Consider the following 23,007-nt stretch of genomic DNA (forward strand, 5'->3'; position numbering starts at 1 on the left):
CCGGCCGGGATCGATGCGGCGGGCAGCGCCGATCAGGAGCCTGCCGCGCGCATTCGCTACGAGCCGTACCTGTGGGCGGCCGTCTGGTGCGCCGGGGCAACGGCGCTTTCGGCGCTGGCACACCCGTGGTTCGACCTGGTCAATATCGCGATGCTGTTCCTCGTCGCGGTCGTCGGGGTGGCCCTGCGGCACGGACGCGCCGCGGCGGCGGTGGCATCCGTGATCGCGGTGGGAGCGTTCGATTTCTTCTTTGTGCCGCCGCGGCTGTCGTTTGCGGTCAGCGACATGCAGTACCTGCTGACGTTCTTCGTGCTGCTTTCCGTCGGGCTTGTCATCGGCCAGCTGACGGCGGGACTGCGCGAGCAGGCTCAGGTGTCGGTACGGCGCGAGACCGATGCGCGCACGCTGTACGAGCTCGCGCGCGAACTGTCATCGGCGCTGACGACTGACCAGATCGTGTCGATCGGCAGCCGGTTCCTGCGCGCGGCTTTCGGGGCGCGATCGGCGTTCTTCCTGGTTTCGCCAGAGGGTCGATTGCTGTCGCCGGCGTTCGATACCGAAGGCGGTGGCGACGTGCGCAGCGACGCGATCGACCACGTGCTGGCGCAATGGGTGTTCGACCACGGCCAGCCGGCAGGCACCGGTACGAACACGCTGCCTGCCGGCACGGTGCTTTACCTCCCGCTCAAGGCGCCGATGCAGACACGCGGCGTGCTGGCGGTGGAGCCGCAGGTATGGCGAGCCTTTGCCCAGCCCTCGTTGCGGCGGCAGGTCGACGTCTTTGCGACGCTGATCGCGATTGCCATCGAACGCCTGCACTATGTCGATGTCGCGCAGCAGGCGCTGCTGTCGATGGAATCGGAGCGGCTGCGCAGTTCCCTGCTGGCGGCGGTATCGCATGACTTGCGCACGCCGCTGACGGCATTGATCGGCATGGCAGAGACCATGCAGCGCAGCGATCCGCCGCTGCCGCCGCACATGGCCGATATCGCATCAGCGATGCGCGAGCAGGCGAAGCGCATGAGTACGATGGTGGTCAACCTGCTGGACATGGCGCGCCTGCAGGGCCGTGACGTGCGCATGCAGAAGGAGTGGCAGTCGTTCGAAGAGTTGGTGGGGGCCGCGCTGGCGTCGCTGCGAGATGCGCTGGCGCATCATCGCGTCGTGGTGGCGGATTTGTCATCAGTACCCCTGGTCGAGTGCGATGCGGTACTGATGGAGCGGGTGTTATGCAACCTGCTGGAGAACGCGGCCAAGTACACGCCACCGGGCACGGAGATCCGCGTGCGGGCGGCGTTGACGGATGAAGAGGTGCGGCTGGTGATCGAGGACGATGGACCAGGGGTACCAGCGGGCAGGGAGCGCCAGATCTTCGAGAAATTTACGCGTGGCGAGCGCGAATCCGTCACGCCGGGCGTGGGCCTCGGCCTGGCCGTATGCGAGGCAATCGTGCAGGCGCATGGCGGCCACATCTGGGTCGAGCCGGCGCAGCGCCCGGACAGGCCCGAGGGCAGCGCCGGTGCACGCTTCGTGGTGGCCTTGCCGCGCGGCAATCCGCCGGTGATCCTGCCGGAGTCCGCAGACATACCGGCGCAATAGCCGCCAACAAGACGGGAGTGCTGACAGATGCCATTCGAGTTTTCGCCCACGGTGCTGCTGATCGAGGACGAACCGCATATCCGCCGGTTCGTGCGCGAGGCGCTGCAGTCCGAGGGCTGCAGCGTGCACGAAGCGGATTCGCTCAGGCGCGGGCTGATCGAGGCCGGTACGCGCCAGCCCGACCTGGTGATCCTCGATCTCGGGCTGCCCGATGGCGATGGCGTGACGCTGATCCGCGAGGTGCGCACCTGGACCGAAGTGCCGGTGCTGGTGCTGTCCGCGCGTAGTGGCGAGGCGGACAAGATCGAGGCGCTAGATGCCGGTGCCGACGATTACCTGACCAAGCCGTTCGGCGTGGGGGAACTGATTGCACGGCTACGTGTGCTGCTGCGTCGCCATGCGAAGTCCAACCCTCATGGTGCCGTGCAGATTGCGTTTGGCGACGTGCAGGTCGACCTGGCCAACCGCCTGGTCACGCGCGCGGGGGAGGCGGTGCATCTGACGCCGATCGAGTACCGGCTGCTGGCGGTACTGATCGCCCATCGCGGCAAGGTGATGACGCATCGCGAGCTGTTGCGGGAGGTCTGGGGGCCTTCGCACGCGGAAAGCAGCCAGTACCTGCGCGTCTATATGGGCCACCTCCGCCACAAGCTGGAAGCCGATCCGGCGCAGCCGGCGCATCTGCTGACAGAGGTCGGGTTGGGCTATCGCTTTGCGGGGTAGGGACGGGCGGCCGAGATCGGGCGGTCTGTCGGCAACGAGCGGCCAAAAGAAAAAAGGCCGATGCGATTGCATCGGCCTTTCCTCTTCTATCGGTTGGCTCCCCGACCTGGGCTCGAACCAGGGACCTACGGATTAACAGTCCGGCGCTCTACCGACTGAGCTATCGGGGAACAGCTGAGAAAAAAATTATAACCAGTTTCTCGTTGGTCCGTCAATACCTTCCAACATTTCATTCTTGTTGTCAGGCATGCCGAAGCTTCTGGTTGTGTTGTGCCGCCGCTTGCGAAGGGCATTTCTGCCGGCTTCGGGGCGCCGCGCGTCCAACAGCGAGGCCGCATTATAGCCGCGCTTTTCCGTTTGCGCCAGAAAAAACCGCCTTGCGGCGGCTTCTCCCTGCGAGCACGATTGTTGCGCTTGCAATCAGTCGAACACCGGCGAATCCACGCCGAGGATCTTGTGCAGCTTCGGCGAGGTGGTGGTGTACTGCATGTGGATCTTCTTCTCGGGGAAGATGTAGGGCGCAGCACCGAACGCGGCCAGCGCGGCCTCGTGGAAGCCTGACAGGATCAGCTTCTTCTTGCCGGGGTAGGTGTTGATGTCACCCACCGCGAAGATGCCCGGGATGTTGGTCTCGAACTTCTCGGTGTCCACCTTGATCTGCTTGCGCTCCAGGTCCAGGCCCCATTCGGCGATCGGGCCGAGCTTGGGCGACAGGCCGAAGAACACCAGCAGGTCGTCCACCGGCAGGCGGCGGGTCACGCCGTCGGCGCCGGTGACCTTGATCTCGTTCAGCACGCCGTCCTTCTCTTCGTAGCCGCCGATCTGGCCGACCAGGAACTGCATTTCCATCTGTTCGCACAGTTCCTTCATCTTGGCGACCGATGCGGGCGCGGCGCGGAAGCCGTCGCGGCGGTGGATCATCACCACCGACTCGGCCTTGCCGACCAGGTCCAGCGTCCAGTCGAGCGCCGAATCGCCGCCGCCGACGATCACCAGGTTGCGGCCATGGAAGCGGCTCGGATCCTTGACGCGGTAGAACAGCTGCTTGCCGTCGAACTTGTCGATGCCTTCGACCTTCAGCGTGCGCGGCTGGAACGAACCGACGCCGGCCGCGATGAAGATGGTCTTGGTGATGAAGCGGGTTCCGAGCGAGGTCTCGACGAAGAAGCGGCCGTCTTCGCGGCGCTCCACGACGGCGACTTCCTGGCCCAGGTGGAAGGTCGGCTCGAACGGCTCGATCTGCTTGAGCAGGTTGTCGGTCAGTTCCTGGCCGGTGCAGATGGGCACGGCCGGGATGTCATAGATGGGCTTGTCCGGATACAGTTCCACGCACTGGCCGCCGACCACTTTCAGGGAATCGATGACATGCGCCTTGATCTCGAGCAGGCCCAGTTCAAAGACCTGGAACAGCCCGACCGGGCCGGCACCGACGATCAGCGCGTCGATTTCGAGCGGCTGGCCGCCAGCGGTGTTGCCGCCGGCAACCTGCCTGGTCGTGTCGGCAACGGGATTTGGAATGCTCAAGTCCATATTCGTCCTGATTCGTGGTCGGGCACCTTGTGCCCGGTATTGCGGAAAGCGAGTGGGGACGGCTTTCTTCTTTCTTGTTACTGTCAGCGCTGCAGGTATTGCAGCTTGTCGGTGGCGTCCTTCCATTCCTCGGCTTCGGCCAGCGGGGCCTTGGTCTTGGTGATGGAGGGCCACGAACGCGCCAGTTCGGCGTTCAGGTCAATGAATTGCTGCTGGTCGCCCGGAACGTCTTCCTCGGCGTAAATGGCGTTCACCGGGCATTCGGCCACGCACACTGCACAGTCGATACACTCATCCGGGTCGATGGCCAGGAAGTTCGGGCCTTCACGGAAACAATCGACCGGACATACGTCAACGCAGTCTGTGTATCGGCAACGGATGCAGGATTCGGTGACAACGTGAGTCATTTCGGTTCCAGAAAAACGGGTCGGCTTTTGATGGGATACTGGTTCTGGCCGCTTCTTGCCGGCGGGCTGCCTGCATCCGCATGGTTGCGTTCTGCGGGGCGAGCGCCGGCCGTGGCCTTTCAGAAGCCGGTATTGTATCCGAGCCTTCTGGCAAGAATAGCGACTCTATATAGCGGGATCAGATAGTTTTCTTATTTCTTTATGTATATTTGATCGGGCGCAGGTGGCTGCCTGCAGCGCCATGCGTGGCAGGATGAAGATGTCGATGGCACGCCGCTCTTCCAGGAGATCAGGATGCTGCGTTCGAAACGTGATTCCGGATACGCATTTCGACCGGGATGGATGGCCGGCCTACTGAGTCTGTTTGTGTTGATTGCCGCACACGGCCCGGTTGCGAACGGACAAGCGCTCTCGCAGCCGGCCATGGCAGACAGCGTGGTTTCCCGGCTGGTGGCCTGGCGCGGGCGTACCGACCAGCCGGTGCGGCTGGCAACGCTGACCGCCTTTGACTGGGACAGCTTCAGCGTCACCAAGGGGCCCGCGGGCGATGCGATGGCGAATTGCGGCCGTGCTGGCCTGTTGCCATGCGGCCCGGAACTGCAGCCGCCGGCGGGGCAGCCGGTCCAGGTCTTGCGGTTCCGCCGGGGCAGCACGCAAGTCTACGAAGAGCGCATCATGGCGGAGAACGGCGTGTTCGCCGAGCCGCTGCCGGCCGGCGTGCCCCGTGCCGCAGCGACACTCGTGTCCTGCGTGGACGGGCAGGGGCGGCAACTCTGGTGCCTGCAGGACCGCGCGCAGTTGCGCAAGCCGGCACAGTTTCTCGACGGCGGCTGACGCGGAGCTACCCGCGCGAGGCGGCGGCCTGCAGCCGCTTCGGTTAGCATGTCGGCCTGACCCGGCATTGCCGTCTGGCTCGCTATGATCATTCCCTCTCTGCTCGACACCGACCTGTACAAATTCACGATGATGCAGGTGGTGTTGCATCATTTCCCGCAAGCGCAGGTCGAGTACCGCTTCAAGTGCCGTAACTCCGGCATCGACCTGGTGCCGTACATCGACGAAATCCGCGCCGAGGTGACCCAGCTCTGCCAGCTGCGTTTCACCGAGGATGAACTGGCATACCTGCGCGGCATGCGCTTCATCAAGAGCGATTTCGTCGACTTTCTCGCGCTGTTCCACCTGAACGAGAAGTACGTGACCATCACGCCCGCGCCGGCGGGCAATGGCGAGATCGAGATCTCGATCGTCGGGCCGTGGCTGCACACGATCCTGTTCGAGGTGCCGCTGTTGGCCATCGTCAATGAAGTCTATTTCCGCCGTACGCAACCGCGGCCAGACATGGAGGAGGGACGCAGGCGGCTGCGTGAAAAGCTTGCTCTCCTGAAGGCGCCGCAGTATGCCGACTGCGTGATCGCGGACTACGGCACCCGCCGGCGCTTTGCGCGCGACTGGCAGGAAGAGGTCCTGCTGGAGATGCGCCAGCTGCTGGGCCCGCAACTGGCCGGCACCAGCAATGTCCACTTTGCCCGGCTGCACAATATCGTGCCGCTCGGCACCATGGCGCACGAATACCTGCAGGCATGCCAGGCGCTGGGTCCGCGGCTGCGCGATTCGCAGGTCTTCGCACTGGAGAACTGGGCGCGCGAGTACCGCGGCGACCTTGGGATCGCGCTGTCCGATACGGTCGGCTTCGATGCCTTCCTGCGCGATTTCGACCTGTACTTCTGCAAGCTGTTCGACGGCGTGCGCCATGATTCCGGCGATCCGATCGTCTGGGGCGAGAAGATGCTGGCGCACTACACGGCCAACCGTGTCGATCCGCGCGGCAAGACGCTGATCTTCAGCGACAGCCTCGATATCCCGCGCGTGATCGAGTTGTACGAGCGCTTCCGCGGCCGCTGCCGCCTGGCCTTTGGCGTGGGCACCAACCTGACCAACGACCTTGGCTACACGCCGCTGCAGATTGTCATCAAGATGGTGCGATGCAACGGCCAGCCGGTGGCCAAGCTCTCGGACACGCCGGAAAAGACGATGTGCGACGACGCCGGCTACCTGGCCTACCTGAGGCAGGTGTTTGCCGTTCAACCGGCTGCGTAGCAAAATTCATGGCCCTCCGGGCAGGCTCGGGGCGCTGACGCAGAACTATAATCAGCCAGTTCGCCCCCGACCCGCCGGTCACCCTTCACAAGGCCATATGGAAACCAACGACGCCCGCGACCGCATCTTTGCCCGAATCCGTGCTGCCCAGGGGCGCGCGCCCAAGGTCAGCAGCGGCGAGCGCGCGGCAGTGGCCGACTACCTGGCGCGTCACCCGCAAGGGCCGCGCCCTGCGTCCGCGGGCGACCTGATCGAGGCCTTCGTGCTGCAGGCGCAGAAGATGGCCTCGACAGTCGACCGCGTGGCAACGCTGGTGGACGTCCCGGCCGCCGCGGCGCGCTTTCTCGATAGCCTGAGCCTAGTGCGCCGCGCGGTGGCATGGGATGCCCTGGGCGCATTGCCGTGGCAGGAGAGCGGCCTGGCAGTGGAATGCCGTCCGCCCATCCGCGACGTGCAGGGCGACCACGACCACGGCGATCTGGTGGGCATCACCGGCTGTTTCTGCGCCATTGCAGAGACCGGCTCGCTGATGCTGCTGTCGGGGCCGCAGACCTTCGCCTCGGCTGCACTGTTGCCCGAGACGCATATTGCCGTGGTGCCGGTATCGCGCATCGTCGCAGGCCTCGAAGACGCTTTCGCGCTGGTGCGCAGCGAGCGGGGCGAGCTGCCGCGTGCGACCAATATCATCAGCGGCCCGTCCCGCACCGGCGACATCGAGCAGACCATCGTGCTGGGCGCACATGGCCCGTATCGCGTCCATGTCATCCTGGTGAACGACGCCTGACGCTTGCATTGGCCGGTGCAATCGGCCGGGCGCAATGGTGCTTGATTTACACTTGCAGGTTCGCTGCGGGCCGGCCTGACAGGCCATTTCCGCGCAGCACGTTCCGCTTGCGCCGATGGCTGGCGCAAGGATTCCTCACCTGCATTCATTGCATTTCGAGCCAAGGAGAATCCGCCTGATGCGACGCGCCTCCGTGCTGATGCCGCTGCTGGCCATGCTGGCCGTTCTTCCCTCATTCGCCTGCGCTGCCGATCTCGACGGCGCGACACTGTCGGCGCTGTGGGGGCTGCCGTTCGCAGGCCTGCTGTTGTCGATCGCGCTGTTCCCGCTGGTGGCGCCCAGGCTCTGGCATCACCACTACGGCAAGATCGCCGCGGCCTGGGGCCTGCTGTTCCTGCTGCCGTTCGCGATGTCCTTCGGCGTGCACGCGGCTATTGCCAACACCATGCACGCGCTGCTGGGCGAGTACATCCCGTTCATTGCGCTGATCGCGGCGTTGTATATCGTGGCGGGCGGCATCTGCGTGCGCGGCAACCTGCACGGCACGCCGCGGCTGAACACCGGCATTCTCGCGCTGGGTACCTTGCTGGCCAGTTTCATGGGCACGACGGGTGCGGCCATGCTGCTAATCCGGCCGTTGCTGCGCGCCAACGACAACCGGCGCCACGTGGCGCACGTAGTGGTGTTCTTCATCTTCCTGGTTGCCAATGCCGGCGGTTCGCTGACGCCGCTGGGCGATCCGCCGCTGTTCCTCGGCTTCCTGCAGGGCGTGGACTTCTTCTGGACCATGCGCCACATCTTTCCGGAGACGGTGTTCATCTGCGTGGCATTGCTGGTGATTTTCTATCTGGTCGACCGGCACTACTACCACAACAGGGAAGAGGACCTTCCGCCTGCTCTCGATCCGACCCCTGACTCGCGTGGCATCCGCATCGAGGGCAACTTCAATTTCGTGCTGCTGCTGGCCATCATCGGCCTGGTACTGATGAGCGGCCTGTGGAAGCCGGGCATCGTCTTTGACGTGATGGGCACCGAGGTGCCGCTGCCGGCCGCGGTGCGCGATTTGCTGCTGGTGGTGGTCGCGGTGGTGTCGCTGATGGTAACGCCGCACTCGGCGCGGGCCGGCAACGAATTCAACTGGGAGCCGATCCTGGAAGTCGGCAAGCTCTTTGCCGGCATCTTCCTGACCATCATTCCGGTCATCGCCATGCTCAAGGCCGGCACCGACGGCGCCTTCGCCGGCGTCGTGCGCACGGTGAGCGACGCCAACGGCCAGCCGATCGACAGCATGTACTTCTGGGCGACCGGGATCCTGTCGTCGTTCCTGGACAATGCGCCGACCTACCTGGTGTTCTTCAATACCGCCGGCGGCGATCCGGCCACGCTGATGACGCGCGATGCCTCGACCCTGGCGGCCATTTCCGCAGGCGCTGTGTTCATGGGCGCCAATACCTATATCGGCAACGCGCCCAACCTGATGGTGAAGGCGATTGCGGAAAACCGCGGTGTGCGGATGCCCAGCTTCTTCGGCTATATGCTGTGGTCGGGCGGGGTCTTGGTGCCGTTGTTCCTGGTGATGACTTTCCTCTTCTTCCACGTTTGATGCCATGAAGCCGTCCATTCTCGTTACCCGTGCCATCTTCCCCGAGGTGATCGAGCGCCTCGCGCAGTATTTCGATGTCGACGACAACCAGCAGGACGCTGTGCTGGACGCCGCCGCGCTCAAAGCCCGGCTGGCCGGCAAGGCCGGCGTGCTGGCCAATGCCGCGGACCGGATCGACGCCGACCTGGTATCGGTATTGCCCGGCTTGCGCGCGGTCTGCAATATGGCCGTGGGCTACAACAATCTCGACGTGCCCGCGCTGACGGCGGCCGGCATCGTCGCGACCAATACACCAGACGTGCTGACCGAAACCACCGCGGACTTCGGCTGGGCGCTGCTGATGGCCACGGCGCGGCGCGTGACGGAAGCCGAGCACTATCTGCGGGCCGGCAAGTGGCAGCGCTGGAGCTACGACATGCTGGTGGGCGTGGACCTGTACGGCAGCACGCTGGGTATCCTGGGCATGGGCCGCATCGGCCAGGCGCTGGCCCGCCGCGCAGCCGGGTTTGGCATGACGGTGCTGTACCACAACCGCAGCCAGCTGCCTGAGGCCACCGAGCGCTCGCTCAATGCGCGCTACGTCAGCAAGGCCGAATTGCTGGAGCAGTCCGACCATCTGCTGCTGGTGCTGCCGTACGGCCCGGAAAGCCATCACGCCATCGGCGCGACGGAGCTGAGCCAGATGAAATCGACGGCCACGCTGGTGAACCTTGCGCGCGGCGGTATCGTCGACGATGCAGCGCTGGCGAAGGCACTGCGCGAGAAGCGCATTTTCGCGGCGGGGCTGGACGTATTCGAGGGCGAGCCCAGGGTGCATCCCGATCTGCTGACGGTGCCCAACGTCGTGCTGACGCCGCATATCGCCAGCGCCTCGGAAAAGACCCGCAAGGCGATGGCGATGCTGGCCGCCGACAACCTGATTGCCGCGCTCGATGCTGGCCCGCAGGCAGGACAACCGCCCTCCGTCATCAATCTTGAGGTAATGTCGCGTCGCCGCTGAGGCCGGCGTGCGCCATTACGATTTCCCGTTTCCTTCATGACGTTGATTCCCTTCCTGACGCTTGGATTTGCACTGCTCGCTGTCGTACTGCTGATTGTCTTGCTGCTGCGCCAGCAGGCGACACCGGCCGCAAACGGCGATCTCTTGCGCGCGCTTGCCGATATGCGGGCCGAGGGCGCGCGCGGCATGGAGCGCATGGAGCGCGAGTTGCGCACAGAGGTCGGGGAGAGCGCGCGGGGCAACCGCGCGGAGTCGGCGCAGCAGATGATGCGCTTCCAGCAGACGCTGTCGTCGCAGCTCACCAGCATCGCCACCCTGCAGAACAACCAGATCGATGCCTTTGCGCAGCAACTGGCCAAGCTGACCGAATCCAACGCACAGCAACTGGAACATGTCCGCCAGAACCTGCTGCTGCAGGGGCAACAGGCGCGCGACGAGCAGGCGATCTCGCTGCGCCGCTTCGGCGATGGGCTGCAGCAACAGCTGGCGCAGATGTCCGAGGCGAACGAGCGCCGGCTGGCCGAGGTGCGGGCCACGCTCGAGCAGAAGCTGCGTGACATCGAGGCCAACAACTCGGCCAAGCTCGAGGAGATGCGCCGCACCGTCGATGAGAAGCTGCACGCCACGCTCGAGCAACGGCTGGGCGAATCGTTCAAGCTGGTTTCGGACCGGCTCGAGCAGGTCCATCGCGGACTGGGCGAAATGCAGATGCTGGCCCAGGGCGTCGGGGACCTGAAGAAGGTGCTGACCAATGTGAAGTCGCGCGGCACCTGGGGGGAAGTTCAGCTCGAGATGCTGCTCGAGCAGATGCTGACGCCGGAGCAGTACGGCAAGAATATCGAGACCGTGCGCAATTCCGGCGCGCGGGTGGAATTCGCGATCCGGCTGCCGGGCAAGGCAGCCGACAATGCGCCGGTATGGCTGCCGATCGACGCCAAGTTTCCCAAGGAGCAGTACGAGCGGCTGCTGGATGCGCAGGAGCGGGGCGACGTCGATGGCGTGGCCGCCTACGGCCGGGAACTGGAAGTGGCGTTGCGGCGCGAAGCGCAGACCATTTCGGAGAAGTACCTGTCGCCGCCCGCCACCACCGACTTCGCCATTCTCTTCCTGCCGACCGAAGGGCTGTACGCCGAAGTACTACGCCGTCCGGGGCTCACCGATGTGATGCAGCGCGACTATCGCGTGACGGTGGCCGGGCCGACCACGCTGACGGCCCTGCTCAACAGCCTGCAGATGGGCTTCCGCACGCTGGCGCTGGAAAAGCGGTCGAGCGAAGTATGGGAAGTGCTGGGCGCGGTGAAGACCGAGTTCGGAAAGTTCGGCGAGGTACTGGCCAAGACCCGGGATACGCTGGAGCGTGCGGCGCGCAATATCGAGCAGGCCGAAGTGCGAACGCGCCAGATGGCGCGCAAGCTGCGTACGGTGGAAGCCTTGCCGGGCGACGCGGCTCAGCAACTGCTTGGAACGGATGCGCCGGAAGTCCCGGAGGACAGTGCCGGCTGATGGCGGGCAGAAGGAGGGCGCAGCCGTCAGGCCGCGCCGAAGTGCTCAGTGGCTGTCTTCGGGAGCCAGTTCACGCACGTGAACCTCAATGCCGCCAAAGCGCGCGGCCACCCAGTTGTAGGCCTTGCACGCCAGCCAGAGCAGGCCGAAGCCGATCAGTGCGTTCAGGATCAGCGCCGTGAAAACGGTGATGCCAGGCAGGTCGCCGTAGCGGATGAACGCGACGAACAGGCCCAGCGAAACGATCGGCACCGAAAAGCAGAGATAGACCAGCACCAGGGCGCGAGCGGTCTTGACGGGGTGGAGGTAGGCGATCTCCTGATTCATGGCGGGGGATAACTCAAATAGATGGCAGAATCGTGCGGCAAGTGTATCGAACGGCTGAATCCGCGCATAGCCCGGCGTCCGCGGGGCTTGCATTTCCCGCGGCTGACGCTTGCCGTGACGCCAAATGTGCGGCACAAAAACGACACACCGCTGCCGTCAGACCAGCCCGTCGAACAGCATGACCTCGACGAGGTCGCCGGTCTTGACCGAGTCCTGATCGTGGCCGAGGACGATGAAGCAGTTCGCCTCGCTCATCGAGCGCAACACCCCCGATCCCTGCTGGCCGGTGACACGGACCTCCCAGTTGCCGTCGGCAACCTGCGCCAGCACGCCGCGCTGGTATTCGGTCCGGCCCGGCTTCTTGCGAATCGCCTGCGCGCTGCGCACGCGCATCAGCGGCAGCGGCGGCACGCTGGCCCCCATCTGGCGGTGCAGGGCGGCGCGCACGAAGTGGTAGAAGGTGACCATCACTGCCACAGGATTGCCCGGCAGCCCGAACAGCAGGGCGTCGTGCCCGTTTGAAGCGATGCGGCCGAACGCCATCGGGCGGCCCGGACGCATGGCGATCTTCCAGAACGTGACATCGCCCAGCCGGGCCATGATCTGCTTGGTGTAGTCGGCTTCGCCGACCGAGACGCCGCCCGAGGTGATCACGGCATCGGCGGTCTCGCAGGCGGTGCGGAAGGCTTCTTCCAGCGCGGCCGGGTCGTCGCGCACCACACCCATGTCGATCAGGTCGACGTTCAGGCGCCGCAGCATGCCGTGCAGGGTATAGCGGTTCGAGTCATAGACGCAGCCGGCATCGAGCGGCTCGCCGATCGAGCGCAGTTCGTCGCCAGTGGAGAAGAACGCCACGCGCAGGCGGCGCCGGACCCGGACCTCGGCGACGCCCAGCGAAGCCAGCAGGCCCAGGTCGGCGGGCTGAAGGATGCGCCCGGCCGACAGCGCGGCCTGCCCGCGCGCCAGGTCCTCGCCGCGCAGGCGGCGGTTGTCGCCCACTCGCACGGCATCGGACGCGAAGCGAATGCGGGCACCGTCGGCCAGCACTTCCACGAATTCCTGCGGCACCACCGTATCGCAGCCGGCCGGCATGACGGCGCCGGTCATGATGCGCACGGCCTGGCTGGCGCCCGGCCGGCTGTCGCTGGCGGCGCCCGCGTACGCGGTGCCGATGACTTCCAGTTCGATCTCGCCGGTCTGCGTGGCCTGCAGTGCCGCGCCGGAAAACGCATAGCCGTCCATCGCCGAGTTGTCATGCGCGGGCACGTCGATCGGCGACACGATGTCTTCGGCCAGCACCCGGTCCAGTGCGCTGCGAATGGCAAGCTGCTCGACGCCGCGCACCGGTTCCACGACCTCGCCGATGATGCGGTTGGCCTGCGCCACCGGCAGCGCGGTGGGATCGTAGTCGGACAGGCAGGAGATGACGGATTGCAGGGAAGGCATGGAGGTGGCTACGAGGCAGTCGTGTCGGTATGCGGGATCTCGCCGGGCCGGGGTGTGGCTATCAGTGGCCATCAGCGGGCTTCGTGCGTGCGCAGTTCGTCCAGGGTGTTGATATTGGCGAAGGCGGCGGCGTCATCGAACAGGACTTCCGCCAGCTGGTGACTGGCCGCCCAGGTTTCAATCTTGCGCCCGCCGCCGTTAATGTAGGCCAGCAGGCTGTCAAGGGCACTGACCGGCATCAGGCAGAAGACAGGCTGCGTCTGGCGCCGCCCGTCTTCATCGATGGTGACCGGGATCGCCATCTCGGCGCCTTCCGCCTCGATCGCCTCGGCCAGCCGCTGCACCAGGTCGGTGGGCAGGAACGGCGAGTCGCATGGCGCGGTCACCATCCAGCCGGTCTGGCACTGTTCCAGTCCGGCCAGCATGCCGGCCAGCGGTCCGGCAAAGTCGGGGATGGAATCCGTGACCACCGGCACGCCGAAGGACTCGTAGGCGGACAGGTTGCGGTTGGCGTTGATCAGCAGCGAGCCAGTCTGGGGCGATAGCCGCATCATGGTGTGCATCGCCATCGGCGTGCCGTGCAGCGGCTGCAGTCCCTTGTCGGTGCCGCCCATGCGGCTGCCCCTGCCGCCGGCCAGGATCAGGCCGGTAATGTCGTCGCGTGCAATCATGAAGGAGGAAGGTGGCGCGGTGGCCGGAGATCAGCCGCCGATATATGACATTTCGATCTTGCGCTCGGCGCGGGCCTGCCTGACCGCCGGGTTGCCGCGCTGTTCGGAGTAGTTGTCGGTGCGGCCTTGCCATACCTGGGCGATGGCGTTGGAGATTTCCAGGTCGCTGTAGCCGCCGCGCAGCAGCGCGCGCAGGTCGTAGCCTTCAGTGGCAAACAGGCAGAGGTAGAGCCGGCCTTCGGTCGAGAGGCGGATGCGGCTGCAGTCGCCGCAGAAGGCGTGGGTCACGCTCGAAATCACGCCAATCTCGCCTCCGCCATCGCGATAGCGCCAGCGCTCGGCGGTTTCGCCCGCGTAGTTGGCGTGGACCGGCTCCAGCGGGAAGGCCTCGTTGATGCGGCTGACCACTTCGGCCGACGGCAGTACCTCGTCCATCTGCCAGTGGTTGCTGGCGCCGACATCCATGAATTCGATAAAGCGCACGATGATCCCGCTGCCGCGGAAGTGGCGCGCCATCGGCACGATCTCGGCGTCGTTGGTGCCGCGCTTGACCACCATGTTGACCTTGATCGGGGCCAGGCCGACGGCCTGTGCCGTCTCGATTCCGTGCAGCACATCGGCGACCGCGAAGTCCACGTCGTTCATGCGCCGGAAGGTGGCGTCGTCCATCGCGTCGAGGCTGACGCTCACGCGCGTCAGGCCGGCATCCCGCAGCGGGCGTGCCTTGCGGGCCAGCAACGAGGCATTGGTGGTCAACGTCAGGTCCAGCGGCTTGCCCGAGACGGTCTCGATCCGCGCCAGCATTTCCACCAGGTGCTCGATATTCTTGCGCAGCAAGGGCTCGCCGCCCGTTAGCCGGATCTTCTCCACGCCGTGTGCCACGAACAGGCGCGCCGTGCGCTCGATCTCTTCGAAACTGAGCAGCTCGGAATGCGGCAGGAACGTGTAGTCCTTGTCGAAGACTTCCTTCGGCATGCAGTACACACAGCGGAAATTGCAGCGGTCCGTCACCGAGATGCGCAGGTCATGCAGCGGCCGTCCCCGGGTATCGGCTGCCAGGCCGGACGGCTCGGCGAGCTTGCCGGGAATGCTGGGCGTCATCGAGCGGTAGCGATGATCGCGCAGATCGAAGATCGGAATGACGGATTCGGTCATGGCCTGTGGGTGGGCGTCGCATCCGGCAGCGCCCTTGGGGACGCGGGGGAGCCGGATGCCGTTGTACTGTCATTCTATCCGAGGCGGGACACACATATCCCGAATCCCCGTGCATGAAAAAGGGACGGCATGGCCGTCCCTTTTTTTACCTGCGTGGCGTGCTGCTTACTGCTGCTGCGCCATTTCCTTCTGCTGGCCGCCGGTCTCGACCAGGACCATCGGGCCTTCGGGCAGCGGCGGCAGCGGCTTGCGCTCGCGCGGGACGCGCGGTGCGGCCACGACGCTGGCGGCGGCAGCCTGGGCTGCACGGAGCTTCTCGCTGTCGGTATGGACCCATTCCAGGCCAACGCTGGAAAGCATCGGCTCGAGGCTTTCGATTGCCACTGGCGCGGTGGCCACTACCGGCGCGGGAGCGCTGACCACAGCGGCGGGTGCCGGTGCCGGCACTTCGACAGGCGCTGCAACCGGCTCCACGGCAACCGGTGCCGGGGCCGGTTCGGCCGCCGGCGTCTGGGTCACGACGGGCTCGACCACCGGTGCGGCGGGTTGCACGGCGGCGGCTTCAGCGACGATGGCTTCCGTCACGGCTTCGGCCACGACAGCCGGCTCCGAGGTCGCGGCTACCACCGGCTGAACCGGCTCGGCAACGGCCGGAACGGCCTGCGCGGCTTCAACCGGCTCAGCGGCAGGCGCAACGGGTTGCGCGACAGCAGCTTCGACGACGTTCACGACCTGGACGGCTTGCACGGCCTCGGCGGTTGCCGGGGCGGCTTCAGCGGCTTGTTCGGACTCGCCTTCGCCATGTGCCGTCTGCACACCATCGTCGCGCTCGCGGCGATAGCGGTTACGGCCACGACGGTTGCGGCGGCGGCGTTCTTCGCCTTCGGCGCTTTCCGCGGCGGTTTCCGCCGTCTCTGGCAGGTCGGTCCGAGCCGCCTTGTCTTCGTCGAAGGCAGCTTGCGGCAGGGCAGCCACTGCCTGCACGGCGGCTACGGCCTCGACAGTTTCGCCGGCTTCCGCTTCGCGGGCCTCGCCACGTTCACGCTGGCGATCGCGCTGGCGTTCACGGCGCTCCTGGTTGCGGTCGCGACGGCCCTCCTGGCGGCCTTCACCACGATCGGCGCGCTCGCCCTGGGCAGCTTCAGCCTGGCGTGCGACTGCCGGCACGGCCTGGCCTTCGCCTTGCTGGCGAGGCTGGCGGCCCTGGCGTTCGCCGCGCGGTTCGCGTTGCTCGCCGCGTTCGCCGGCCTGGCGCTCGCCACGCTCACCGCGCTGGCCACGGCCCTGGCGTTCGCCGCGTTCACCGCGCTCGGCACGATCTCCGCGCTCGCCGCGTTCAGCACGTTCGCCGCGCTGGCCTTGTCCACGGCCTTCGCCGCGCTGGCCGCGTTCGCGGCGGCCATCGGCACTGCGGGCCTCGCCGGCGGCTGCCGGCTTGGCGGGCTCCGCGGCAACCGGGGCTGCCGGCTTGGCGCCGAACAGGCCCTTCAGCCAGGCGATGAAGCCGCCGCTACCCACGGGCTGCGTAGCCGGCACAGGTGCGGCAACCGGAGTTTCCGGCCGCGGGGCGCGTTCAGGACGCGGCACCGAGACAGGCGCCGGCTGTTCCGGCGTGATGCCCTTGACCGCGGCTTCCTGGCGCGGTTTGGCGTCTTCCTTCTTGCGGCTGCTGTAGCTGGTGTCGGCTTCCAGTTCCTTGGCGGCGGCCTCGGCCATCCTGTAGCTGGCGGTGCTGTCCTCCAGGCGCGGGTCGTCGTGGCGCAGGCGCTCCAGCTTGTAGTGCGGCGTTTCCAGGTGCTTGTTGGGGATCAGCAGCACGTTGACCTTGAAGCGCAGTTCGATCAGGTTGATTTCCTGACGCTTCTCGTTCAGCAGGAAGGCGGCCACCTCCACCGGCACCTGGCAGTGGATGGCGGCGGTGTTTTCCTTCATCGCCTCTTCCTGGATGATGCGGAGCACCTGCAGGGCAGAGGATTCGGTATCGCGGATATGGCCGGTGCCGTTGCAGCGCGGGCAAGTGATGTGCGAGCCCTCCGACAGCGACGGACGCAGGCGCTGGCGCGACAGCTCCATCAGGCCGAAGCGGCTGATCTTGCCCATCTGCACGCGGGCACGGTCATGGCGCAGCGCGTCCTTCAGGCGCGTTTCCACATCCTTCTGGGCCTTGCTGGACTCCATGTCGATGAAGTCGATCACGATCAGGCCGCCCAGGTCGCGCAGGCGCAGCTGGCGGGCGATTTCGTCGGCGGCCTCGACGTTGGTGCGCAGCGCGGTTTCCTCGATGTCGGCGCCCTTGGTGGCGCGGGCCGAGTTCACGTCCACGGAGACCAGCGCCTCGGTGTGGTCGATCACGATGGCGCCGCCCGAGGGCAGCATCACCATGCGCGAATAGGCCGACTCGATCTGGTGCTCGATCTGGAAGCGCGAGAAGAGGGGCACGTCGTCCCGGTACTTCTTCACGCGGTTCATGTTGTCAGGCATCACCACGCTCATGAAGGCGCGGGCCTGTTCGTAGATCTCGTCGGTGTCGATCAGGATCTCGCCGATATCCGGCTGGAAGTAGTCGCGGATGGCGCGGATGACCAGGCTGGATTCCAGGTAGATCAGCAGCGGGGCCTTGTTGTCGCCGGCGGCGCCGTCGATGGCCTTCCACAGTTGCAGCAGGTAGTTCAGGTCCCACTGCAGCTCTTCTGCCGAGCGGCCGATGCCGGCGGTGCGGGCGATGATGCTCATGCCGTCCGGCACGGCCAGCTGGCCCATGGTCTCGCGCAGTTCCTGGCGGTCCTCGCCCTCGATGCGGCGCGACACGCCGCCGCCGCGCGGGTTGTTGGGCATCAGCACCAGGTAGCGGCCGGCCAGTGAGATGAAGGTGGTCAGGGCGGCGCCCTTGTTGCCACGTTCTTCCTTCTCGACCTGGACGATCAGTTCCTGTCCTTCATGCAGGGCATCCTGGATGCGCGCGTTGCGCACGTCGATGCCTTCCTTGAAGTAGGCGCGGGCGACTTCCTTGAAGGGCAGGAAACCGTGGCGCTCTTCGCCGTAGTTGACGAAGCAGGCTTCCAGCGACGGTTCGATGCGGGTGATGACACCCTTGTAGATGTTGCCCTTGCGCTGTTCGCGCCCGGCAGTCTCGATGTCGATGTCGATCAGTTTCTGACCATCGACGATGGCGACGCGCAATTCTTCCTGTTGCGTCGCGTTGAACAGCATGCGTTTCATCGCAATACCTCACTCCAGTGTCGCGGATGGCACCGTCTGGCGGTGTCCGCGGCGATCTATGAAGCACGCAAGGGAGCGAGTGAGGCGCGAGAATTGCCGAGAAGCGCCGATGCGCGCGTAGGCGCGACCGGCTGGGCGCGGGTGAAAGAGAGGCAATGACGTCGGGGTAACGTCCGCAGGGGCAGGAGAGAACGCCGGCCACTGCTCTGTGCAGCAGTCCGGCGGGTTTCCTGTGCCGGAGGCGATGCGTAAGACCCGGCGCAACTGGCGCCGGAGGCATCGCGGCCGGCCCCGCGGAAGGCCTAGACGCGTCAAAGAGCAAATTTTTCGGACACGGCAGAGACAGCCGTTGCCAACCTGACATCTCCTGGCGGGCGCACCTACTACTTCTTGGAGTTCTGCGACCGGGCGCCGGTATTTCTAGTCAGGTGGCAGGCACGCCTGCCGGCCGGCACCGATTCCCGGTGCGGGCGGACTTCTCTCACCGAAGCGGATGCCGATGGGCATCCGCCTTCAAATTCTGTTTTACCTGAACACTCTGTTCCCACGTGATTGCCGTTTTCGCCGAAGCCGCCTTTGGGAGATTTCCTGCGTGCCGGCAATACCGTGCGTGCTGCTTTTACTGCCATTTGCCTGTCTGGCGCTTGCGGGTTACGCAAAGTTGCGGGAGACGGGCCGGGCTGGCGGCAACCCGAAGTGTAAAATGCGATAAATCGCCTACACAGATCTAACGCTGCCGGTCTTTGGCCGGAACAGCGAGGAAATTATATTGAAAATGAATGAGTTACGCCATCAAATTGAAAAAGAGGCGCAGGCCACGCCGGCAGGGCCTCAGGTGGCGTATGTCACAATTGACGAAGGCTCCGAAGGGCAGCGAATCGATAACTTCCTGCTGAAGATATCGAAAGGCGTCCCAAAAAGTCACATTTACAGGGTTCTCCGCTCGGGCGAAGTGCGGGTCAACAAAGGCCGGATCGACGCGACTTACCGCCTGCAGCGCGGAGATGTGGTCCGGATTCCTCCTATGCGTGTGGCGGTGGCACCGCTTTCTGCCAGCCAGACCTTCGTGCCGGCGGCCGATTTCCCGGTCGTGCTTGAAGACAGCCACCTGCTTGTGATCAACAAGCCGGCGGGCGTTGCAGTGCACGGCGGCTCCGGCGTGGCGTTCGGGGTGATCGAGCAGCTTCGCCGCGCGCGGCCCGAGGCAAAGTTCCTGGAGCTGGTGCACCGGCTGGATCGCGAGACCTCCGGCATCCTGGTTTTGGCGAAGAAGCGCTCGGCGCTGGTTCATCTGCACGAGCAGATTCGCGAAAACGCGATGGACAAGCGCTATTACGCCTGTGTGGCGGGAGAGTTCCTCAACGCGCGGCAGCACGTGAAGCTCGCGCTATATAAATACAGCACGCCCGACGGCGAGCGCCGGGTCCGGGTGCAGGCCGACGGCCTGGCATCGCACACGGTCTTCAACCGGATCGAGGCCTTCCCGGGCTTCACCCTGCTCGAGGCTGAACTGAAGACCGGGCGCACCCACCAGATCCGCGTGCATCTGGCGCATTCGGGCTTTCCCATCGTCGGGGATGAGAAATACGGCGATTTCGCACTGAACAAGCGGCTTGCCCGCGCCGGGGCGAAGCCAGGCCTCAAGCGCATGTTCCTGCACGCGCACCGGCTGACCTTTGTCCACCCGGCCACAGGGGAGCCGGTCACCGTCGAGGCGCCGTTGCCAGACGAGTGCGTCGGATTCCTGCAACAATTACGAAATCAGCGTGTCACTGAATAAAGGGCGCGCGATTCTGCCAAACAAGCTGCCAACAAGGAATTCAATGGCCAGGCAACAATTTGACCTGATCGTCTTCGACTGGGACGGAACCCTGATGGATTCCACCCCGACCATCGCGAAGTGCATCCAGCTGGCCAGCCGTGACCTCGGCCTGCCGGTGCCCGACGACAGCGCCGCCAGCCACGTGATCGGGCTTGGCCTGAAGGACGCCTTGTCTTATGCCGTGCCGACGCTGGACCCGGCCGACTACCCGCGGCTGGCCGAGCGTTACCGCTATCACTTCCTCACCCGGGACGCTGACCTGGTGCTGTTCGACGGTGTGCCCGAAATGCTGGAGGCGCTACGCGCCGAGCACTATTTCCTGGGTGTGGCCACCGGCAAGACCCGCGTGGGCCTGCAACGCGCACTGGCCACCAGCGGCCTGACCCGCATGTTCGACGCCACCCGTTGTGCCGACGAGTCCTTCTCCAAGCCGCACCCGGCCATGCTGCACGAACTGACCCGCGAACTGGGCCAGGATATCGCCCGCACCGTGATGATCGGCGACACCACGCACGACCTGCAGATGGCCGCCAACGCCGGTGCGTCCGGCATCGGCGTCTGCTACGGCGCGCATCCGGTCGATTCGCTGCGGGCGATGTCGCCGGTGCACTGCGCGGGCTCGATCCGGGAACTCAGGGACTGGCTGCTGACCAATGCCTGATTCGCAGCACATCAGCGCCGACGCACCCCAACGCCTGTGCGCGATGGACGACCTGGCCGAAGGGGGCATCGGCGTGCGTTTTACCGTCGCGGTCAACAACCGGCAGGTCGGCGCATTCGTGGTGCGTTTTGACGGCGCGGCGCACGGCTATCTGAACCAGTGCGCCCATGTGCCGATGGAGCTGGACTGGCAGGAGGGGCGGTTTTTCGAGTCCTCGGGCCTATACTTGATGTGCGCGACACATGGCGCGATGTATGCGCCTGAGAGTGGACTTTGCGTCGGCGGCCCTTGCCGGGGTGCATCGCTCCTCAAGTTGCGTATTGAAGAGCGCGATGGCGATGTGTATTGGGTGCCGGAAGCGCCGTTCCAGGTGGCCACCCACACGACAGACGCCTAAACCGAAGGCGCCGGGGGCGGCCACAAGTCTTTCCACGAGCCTTTTCACGAGCCAATTGCATGACAGAACAGCAAAAGCCGCCCTCTGGCGAATCGGGTCAACCGGACGAACACGGTGCAAACAGCCCGGGCGAGCAGGGCGGAACTGGTAATGCCGGCCAGGGCGGCAAGGAGCCGGAGCGCCTGGAAACGGCCCGGCACGCCGACTATCCGTTGGAGAATGAACTGCGTGCCGGCGACGATGCCGCGAAGCGCGAGGCCGGCGAGCGCAAGGCGCGGATAGAAGGCGGCAGGCCCGGCGCACCGGTCGGCGGCGGTGCCGGCTGGGAGCGCGATGTTCTGGAGCGGGTGCTGATGGCCACGCTGCGCGAGCAGCGCGCGGCGCGCCGGTGGCGGATCTTCTTCCGCTTCGTCGGAGTGGCCATTCTGGCACTGATCTTCCTGGCGATTTTCGACTTCAAGGGCGACGGTGCGATCAGCACGTCAGGACGGCACACGGCCATGGTCACCCTCGAAGGCGAGATTGCCGCGGGCACGCCCGCCAGCGCCGAGTCGATCAATGCATCGCTGCAGGCTGCCTTTGCCGACAGCAATGCGGCCGGCATCATCCTGAAGATCAACTCGCCGGGCGGCTCGCCGGTGCAGGCAGGCATCATCAATGACGAGATCCACCGGCTGCGCGCGCTGTATCCGTCCAAGCCGTTCTATGTAGTGGTGGAGGAAATCTGCGCCTCTGGCGGCTACTATGTGGCCGCTGCCGCCGACAAGATCTATGTCGACAAGGCCAGCATCGTCGGTTCTATCGGCGTGCTGATGGACGGTTTCGGCTTCACGGGGCTGATGGACAAGCTGGGAGTGGAGCGCCGCCTCTATACCTCGGGCGCCAACAAGGGCATGCTCGACCCGTTCTCGCCGCAGGTGCCCAGGCAGAAGGCGTACGCCGAATCCATGCTCAAGCAGATCCACCAGCAGTTCATCGACGTGGTCAAGGAAGGGCGCGGCGACCGGCTGAAGGACGATCCGGAACTTTTCTCCGGCCTGTTCTGGTCCGGCGAGCGCAGCGTCGAGCTTGGCCTGGCCGACGGCCTTGGCAGCGCCGATTACGTGGCGCGTGACTTGTTCAAGGCTGAGGATATCGTTGATTACACGGTCAAGGAAAACATTGCCGAGCGTGTCGCCAAACGCTTTGGCGCAGCCGTGGGCAGCGCCGCGATGAAGACCATGCTCTGGAGCACGCGCTTCCAGGCCATGCACTGACAGAAGAGCAGTTGCCGATGTGAACAGCGGGGCGCCTGGCGCCCCGTCTTCGTTTCGGTGGCTGGGCCGCGGCCTCAGACCGCCAGCAGCGAGAAAATCGCCGGGCGCTTGTGCAGGTCGAGCCGGTCCGGACGCCAGTCGGACAGCGGTAACGTGACGATGGTCTCGGTTGGCAGCGTCAGGTCGACCGCGACCGAAAGCAGCGTCGTGCCCGCACAATTCTGGCGCAGGGCTTCCAGTAGCGCGGCATTGCGGTAAGGCGTTTCGATCCAGACCTGGGTTTGCTTCGCTTTGCGCGAACGCTGCTCCAGTTCCCGTAGCCGCTGAGCGCGCTCGGTCAGGTCGACGGGGAGATAGCCATTGAAGGCGAAGCTCTGGCCGTTCAGGCCGGATCCCATCACTGCCAGCAGGATAGAACTGGGGCCGACGAGCGGGCGGACGCGGATATTCCGGGTGTGCGCCAGCCGGACCAGGTCGGCGCCGGGATCGGCCACGGCGGGCACGCCGGCTTCGGACAGCAGGCCACCGTCGCGTCCTTCGGCCAGCGGCGCGAGCAGGGCGGCAAGCGCATCTGGCTTGGTATTGACATTGAGCTCGCGGATTTCGATCTGCTGGATGGGCCGGGCCAGCGGGCAGGTCTCGCTCAGCTTCTTCAGGAAAGCGCGCGCCGTCTTGGCGTTTTCGGCCACGAGGTAGTCCAGGCTGGCCGCGATCTGCTGGACGCCCACGGGAATGACGTCAGGCAGCGGATCGGCCTCGTCGCGCTTGCCGAGCGTGTTGGGTATCAGGTAGAGAGTGCCGCTCATG

The 23,007-nt window shown here is 65.5% G+C and carries 20 protein-coding genes and 1 tRNA gene; 12 read left to right on the top strand and 9 right to left on the bottom strand.

What is annotated here, in order from left to right:
- Nucleotides 1-1,599, top strand: a 1,599-nt coding sequence (locus RM96_RS00540) for a DUF4118 domain-containing protein (protein WP_039006556.1), incomplete at its 5' end; no start/stop codon positions are given.
- Nucleotides 1,600-1,626: 27 nt separating this feature from the next.
- On the top strand, nucleotides 1,627-2,322 hold the full coding sequence (kdpE, locus tag RM96_RS00545; RefSeq protein WP_039006557.1) for a two-component system response regulator KdpE: 696 nt from the start codon (nucleotides 1,627-1,629) through the stop codon (nucleotides 2,320-2,322).
- A gap of 94 nt (nucleotides 2,323-2,416) precedes the next feature.
- Here kdpE and RM96_RS00550 read toward each other — a convergent pair.
- The 3 genes from RM96_RS00550 to fdxA all read right to left on the bottom strand — a co-directional run bounded on the left by RM96_RS00550 (nucleotide 2,417) and on the right by fdxA (nucleotide 4,259).
- Nucleotides 2,417-2,492 (bottom strand) — tRNA-Asn (locus RM96_RS00550).
- A 250-nt stretch (nucleotides 2,493-2,742) separates the two neighbouring features.
- Nucleotides 2,743-3,852, bottom strand: coding sequence for an NAD(P)/FAD-dependent oxidoreductase (locus tag RM96_RS00555; protein WP_039006559.1), 1,110 nt, complete (start codon nucleotides 3,850-3,852; stop codon nucleotides 2,743-2,745).
- 83 nt (nucleotides 3,853-3,935) lie between these two features.
- Nucleotides 3,936-4,259, bottom strand: coding sequence for a ferredoxin FdxA (fdxA, locus tag RM96_RS00560; RefSeq protein ID WP_039006565.1), 324 nt, complete (start codon nucleotides 4,257-4,259; stop codon nucleotides 3,936-3,938).
- A gap of 423 nt (nucleotides 4,260-4,682) precedes the next feature.
- Between fdxA and RM96_RS00565 the strand changes: the two genes are divergently transcribed.
- The 6 genes from RM96_RS00565 (at nucleotide 4,683) to rmuC (ending at nucleotide 11,246) form a co-directional block, all read left to right on the top strand.
- Complete coding sequence (locus tag RM96_RS00565) at nucleotides 4,683-5,093, top strand: hypothetical protein (RefSeq protein WP_238587026.1); 411 nt, start codon at nucleotides 4,683-4,685, stop codon at nucleotides 5,091-5,093.
- Nucleotides 5,094-5,177: 84 nt separating this feature from the next.
- Complete coding sequence (gene pncB, locus RM96_RS00570; RefSeq protein WP_039006568.1) at nucleotides 5,178-6,356, top strand: nicotinate phosphoribosyltransferase; 1,179 nt, start codon at nucleotides 5,178-5,180, stop codon at nucleotides 6,354-6,356.
- Nucleotides 6,357-6,453: 97 nt separating this feature from the next.
- The gene (locus tag RM96_RS00575; protein WP_039006569.1) at nucleotides 6,454-7,140 is read left to right on the top strand and encodes a LutC/YkgG family protein; all 687 of its coding nucleotides are present in this window, start codon (nucleotides 6,454-6,456) and stop codon (nucleotides 7,138-7,140) included.
- Between the two features lie 178 nt (nucleotides 7,141-7,318).
- On the top strand, nucleotides 7,319-8,743 hold the full coding sequence (locus RM96_RS00580; protein WP_039006571.1) for a sodium:proton antiporter: 1,425 nt from the start codon (nucleotides 7,319-7,321) through the stop codon (nucleotides 8,741-8,743).
- A 4-nt stretch (nucleotides 8,744-8,747) separates the two neighbouring features.
- The gene (locus RM96_RS00585; protein ID WP_039006575.1) at nucleotides 8,748-9,743 is read left to right on the top strand and encodes a 2-hydroxyacid dehydrogenase; all 996 of its coding nucleotides are present in this window, start codon (nucleotides 8,748-8,750) and stop codon (nucleotides 9,741-9,743) included.
- 36 nt (nucleotides 9,744-9,779) lie between these two features.
- Nucleotides 9,780-11,246 (top strand): DNA recombination protein RmuC, encoded by a 1,467-nt coding sequence (gene rmuC / locus RM96_RS00590; protein WP_039006577.1) that lies wholly within the window; start codon nucleotides 9,780-9,782, stop codon nucleotides 11,244-11,246.
- A 45-nt stretch (nucleotides 11,247-11,291) separates the two neighbouring features.
- Here rmuC and RM96_RS00595 read toward each other — a convergent pair whose 3' ends face one another.
- The 5 genes from RM96_RS00595 to RM96_RS00615 form a co-directional block, all read right to left on the bottom strand.
- Nucleotides 11,292-11,573, bottom strand: coding sequence for a hypothetical protein (locus RM96_RS00595; protein ID WP_039006579.1), 282 nt, complete (start codon nucleotides 11,571-11,573; stop codon nucleotides 11,292-11,294).
- Nucleotides 11,574-11,729: 156 nt separating this feature from the next.
- Nucleotides 11,730-13,019 (bottom strand): molybdopterin molybdotransferase MoeA, encoded by a 1,290-nt coding sequence (moeA, locus tag RM96_RS00600; RefSeq protein WP_039006581.1) that lies wholly within the window; start codon nucleotides 13,017-13,019, stop codon nucleotides 11,730-11,732.
- A gap of 71 nt (nucleotides 13,020-13,090) precedes the next feature.
- A complete protein-coding gene (gene mobA, locus RM96_RS00605; RefSeq protein WP_039006583.1) occupies nucleotides 13,091-13,690 on the bottom strand; it encodes a molybdenum cofactor guanylyltransferase MobA in 600 nt (199 codons plus the stop codon).
- 30 nt (nucleotides 13,691-13,720) lie between these two features.
- Nucleotides 13,721-14,845: a GTP 3',8-cyclase MoaA gene (moaA, locus tag RM96_RS00610; protein WP_039006585.1), complete on the bottom strand. Its 1,125-nt coding sequence runs from the start codon at nucleotides 14,843-14,845 to the stop codon at nucleotides 13,721-13,723.
- A gap of 165 nt (nucleotides 14,846-15,010) precedes the next feature.
- Nucleotides 15,011-18,064, bottom strand: a complete 3,054-nt coding sequence (locus RM96_RS00615; protein WP_039006587.1) for an Rne/Rng family ribonuclease — start codon at nucleotides 18,062-18,064, stop codon at nucleotides 15,011-15,013.
- A 775-nt stretch (nucleotides 18,065-18,839) separates the two neighbouring features.
- Here RM96_RS00615 and RM96_RS00620 point away from each other — a divergent pair.
- From RM96_RS00620 to RM96_RS00635, 4 genes are read left to right on the top strand one after another with little or no spacing between them, the layout of a single operon-like run.
- Entirely contained in the window at nucleotides 18,840-19,844 is a 1,005-nt protein-coding gene (locus RM96_RS00620) for an RluA family pseudouridine synthase (RefSeq protein ID WP_039006589.1), read from the top strand.
- Between the two features lie 43 nt (nucleotides 19,845-19,887).
- Entirely contained in the window at nucleotides 19,888-20,547 is a 660-nt protein-coding gene (locus RM96_RS00625) for an HAD-IA family hydrolase (protein ID WP_039006591.1), read from the top strand.
- Nucleotides 20,540-20,944, top strand: coding sequence for a Rieske (2Fe-2S) protein (locus RM96_RS00630; RefSeq protein ID WP_039006592.1), 405 nt, complete (start codon nucleotides 20,540-20,542; stop codon nucleotides 20,942-20,944). The genes RM96_RS00625 and RM96_RS00630 overlap by 8 nt, the downstream gene beginning before the upstream one ends.
- A 59-nt stretch (nucleotides 20,945-21,003) precedes the next feature.
- On the top strand, nucleotides 21,004-22,200 hold the full coding sequence (locus tag RM96_RS00635; protein WP_039006594.1) for a S49 family peptidase: 1,197 nt from the start codon (nucleotides 21,004-21,006) through the stop codon (nucleotides 22,198-22,200).
- A gap of 74 nt (nucleotides 22,201-22,274) precedes the next feature.
- On the opposite strand, the gene RM96_RS00640 is transcribed toward RM96_RS00635, so the two are convergent.
- Nucleotides 22,275-23,006 (bottom strand): SAM-dependent methyltransferase, encoded by a 732-nt coding sequence (locus RM96_RS00640; protein WP_039006764.1) that lies wholly within the window; start codon nucleotides 23,004-23,006, stop codon nucleotides 22,275-22,277.
- Between the last annotated feature and the right edge of the window lies 1 nt (nucleotide 23,007).

Origin of the sequence: Cupriavidus sp. IDO (assembly GCF_000812465.1) — a bacterium.
Classification (GTDB): domain Bacteria; phylum Pseudomonadota; class Gammaproteobacteria; order Burkholderiales; family Burkholderiaceae; genus Cupriavidus.

What these genes read in the sequence shown, in the direction of transcription:
- moaA (WP_039006585.1), bottom strand. Translation starts at nt 14,845, where the DNA reads ATGACCGAATCCGTCATTCCGATCTTCGATCTGCGCGATCATCGCTAC.
- RM96_RS00585 (WP_039006575.1), top strand. Translation starts at nt 8,748, where the DNA reads ATGAAGCCGTCCATTCTCGTTACCCGTGCCATCTTCCCCGAGGTGATC.
- RM96_RS00635 (WP_039006594.1), top strand. Translation starts at nt 21,004, where the DNA reads ATGACAGAACAGCAAAAGCCGCCCTCTGGCGAATCGGGTCAACCGGAC.
- RM96_RS00580 (WP_039006571.1), top strand. Translation starts at nt 7,319, where the DNA reads ATGCGACGCGCCTCCGTGCTGATGCCGCTGCTGGCCATGCTGGCCGTT.
- RM96_RS00640 (WP_039006764.1), bottom strand. Translation starts at nt 23,006, where the DNA reads ATGAGCGGCACTCTCTACCTGATACCCAACACGCTCGGCAAGCGCGAC.
- RM96_RS00615 (WP_039006587.1), bottom strand. Translation starts at nt 18,064, where the DNA reads ATGAAACGCATGCTGTTCAACGCGACGCAACAGGAAGAATTGCGCGTC.
- RM96_RS00575 (WP_039006569.1), top strand. Translation starts at nt 6,454, where the DNA reads ATGGAAACCAACGACGCCCGCGACCGCATCTTTGCCCGAATCCGTGCT.
- RM96_RS00595 (WP_039006579.1), bottom strand. Translation starts at nt 11,573, where the DNA reads ATGAATCAGGAGATCGCCTACCTCCACCCCGTCAAGACCGCTCGCGCC.
- mobA (WP_039006583.1), bottom strand. Translation starts at nt 13,690, where the DNA reads ATGATTGCACGCGACGACATTACCGGCCTGATCCTGGCCGGCGGCAGG.
- fdxA (WP_039006565.1), bottom strand. Translation starts at nt 4,259, where the DNA reads ATGACTCACGTTGTCACCGAATCCTGCATCCGTTGCCGATACACAGAC.
- RM96_RS00565 (WP_238587026.1), top strand. Translation starts at nt 4,683, where the DNA reads ATGGCAGACAGCGTGGTTTCCCGGCTGGTGGCCTGGCGCGGGCGTACC.
- RM96_RS00630 (WP_039006592.1), top strand. Translation starts at nt 20,540, where the DNA reads ATGCCTGATTCGCAGCACATCAGCGCCGACGCACCCCAACGCCTGTGC.
- kdpE (WP_039006557.1), top strand. Translation starts at nt 1,627, where the DNA reads ATGCCATTCGAGTTTTCGCCCACGGTGCTGCTGATCGAGGACGAACCG.
- RM96_RS00625 (WP_039006591.1), top strand. Translation starts at nt 19,888, where the DNA reads ATGGCCAGGCAACAATTTGACCTGATCGTCTTCGACTGGGACGGAACC.
- pncB (WP_039006568.1), top strand. Translation starts at nt 5,178, where the DNA reads ATGATCATTCCCTCTCTGCTCGACACCGACCTGTACAAATTCACGATG.
- rmuC (WP_039006577.1), top strand. Translation starts at nt 9,780, where the DNA reads ATGACGTTGATTCCCTTCCTGACGCTTGGATTTGCACTGCTCGCTGTC.
- moeA (WP_039006581.1), bottom strand. Translation starts at nt 13,019, where the DNA reads ATGCCTTCCCTGCAATCCGTCATCTCCTGCCTGTCCGACTACGATCCC.
- RM96_RS00620 (WP_039006589.1), top strand. Translation starts at nt 18,840, where the DNA reads ATGAATGAGTTACGCCATCAAATTGAAAAAGAGGCGCAGGCCACGCCG.
- RM96_RS00555 (WP_039006559.1), bottom strand. Translation starts at nt 3,852, where the DNA reads ATGGACTTGAGCATTCCAAATCCCGTTGCCGACACGACCAGGCAGGTT.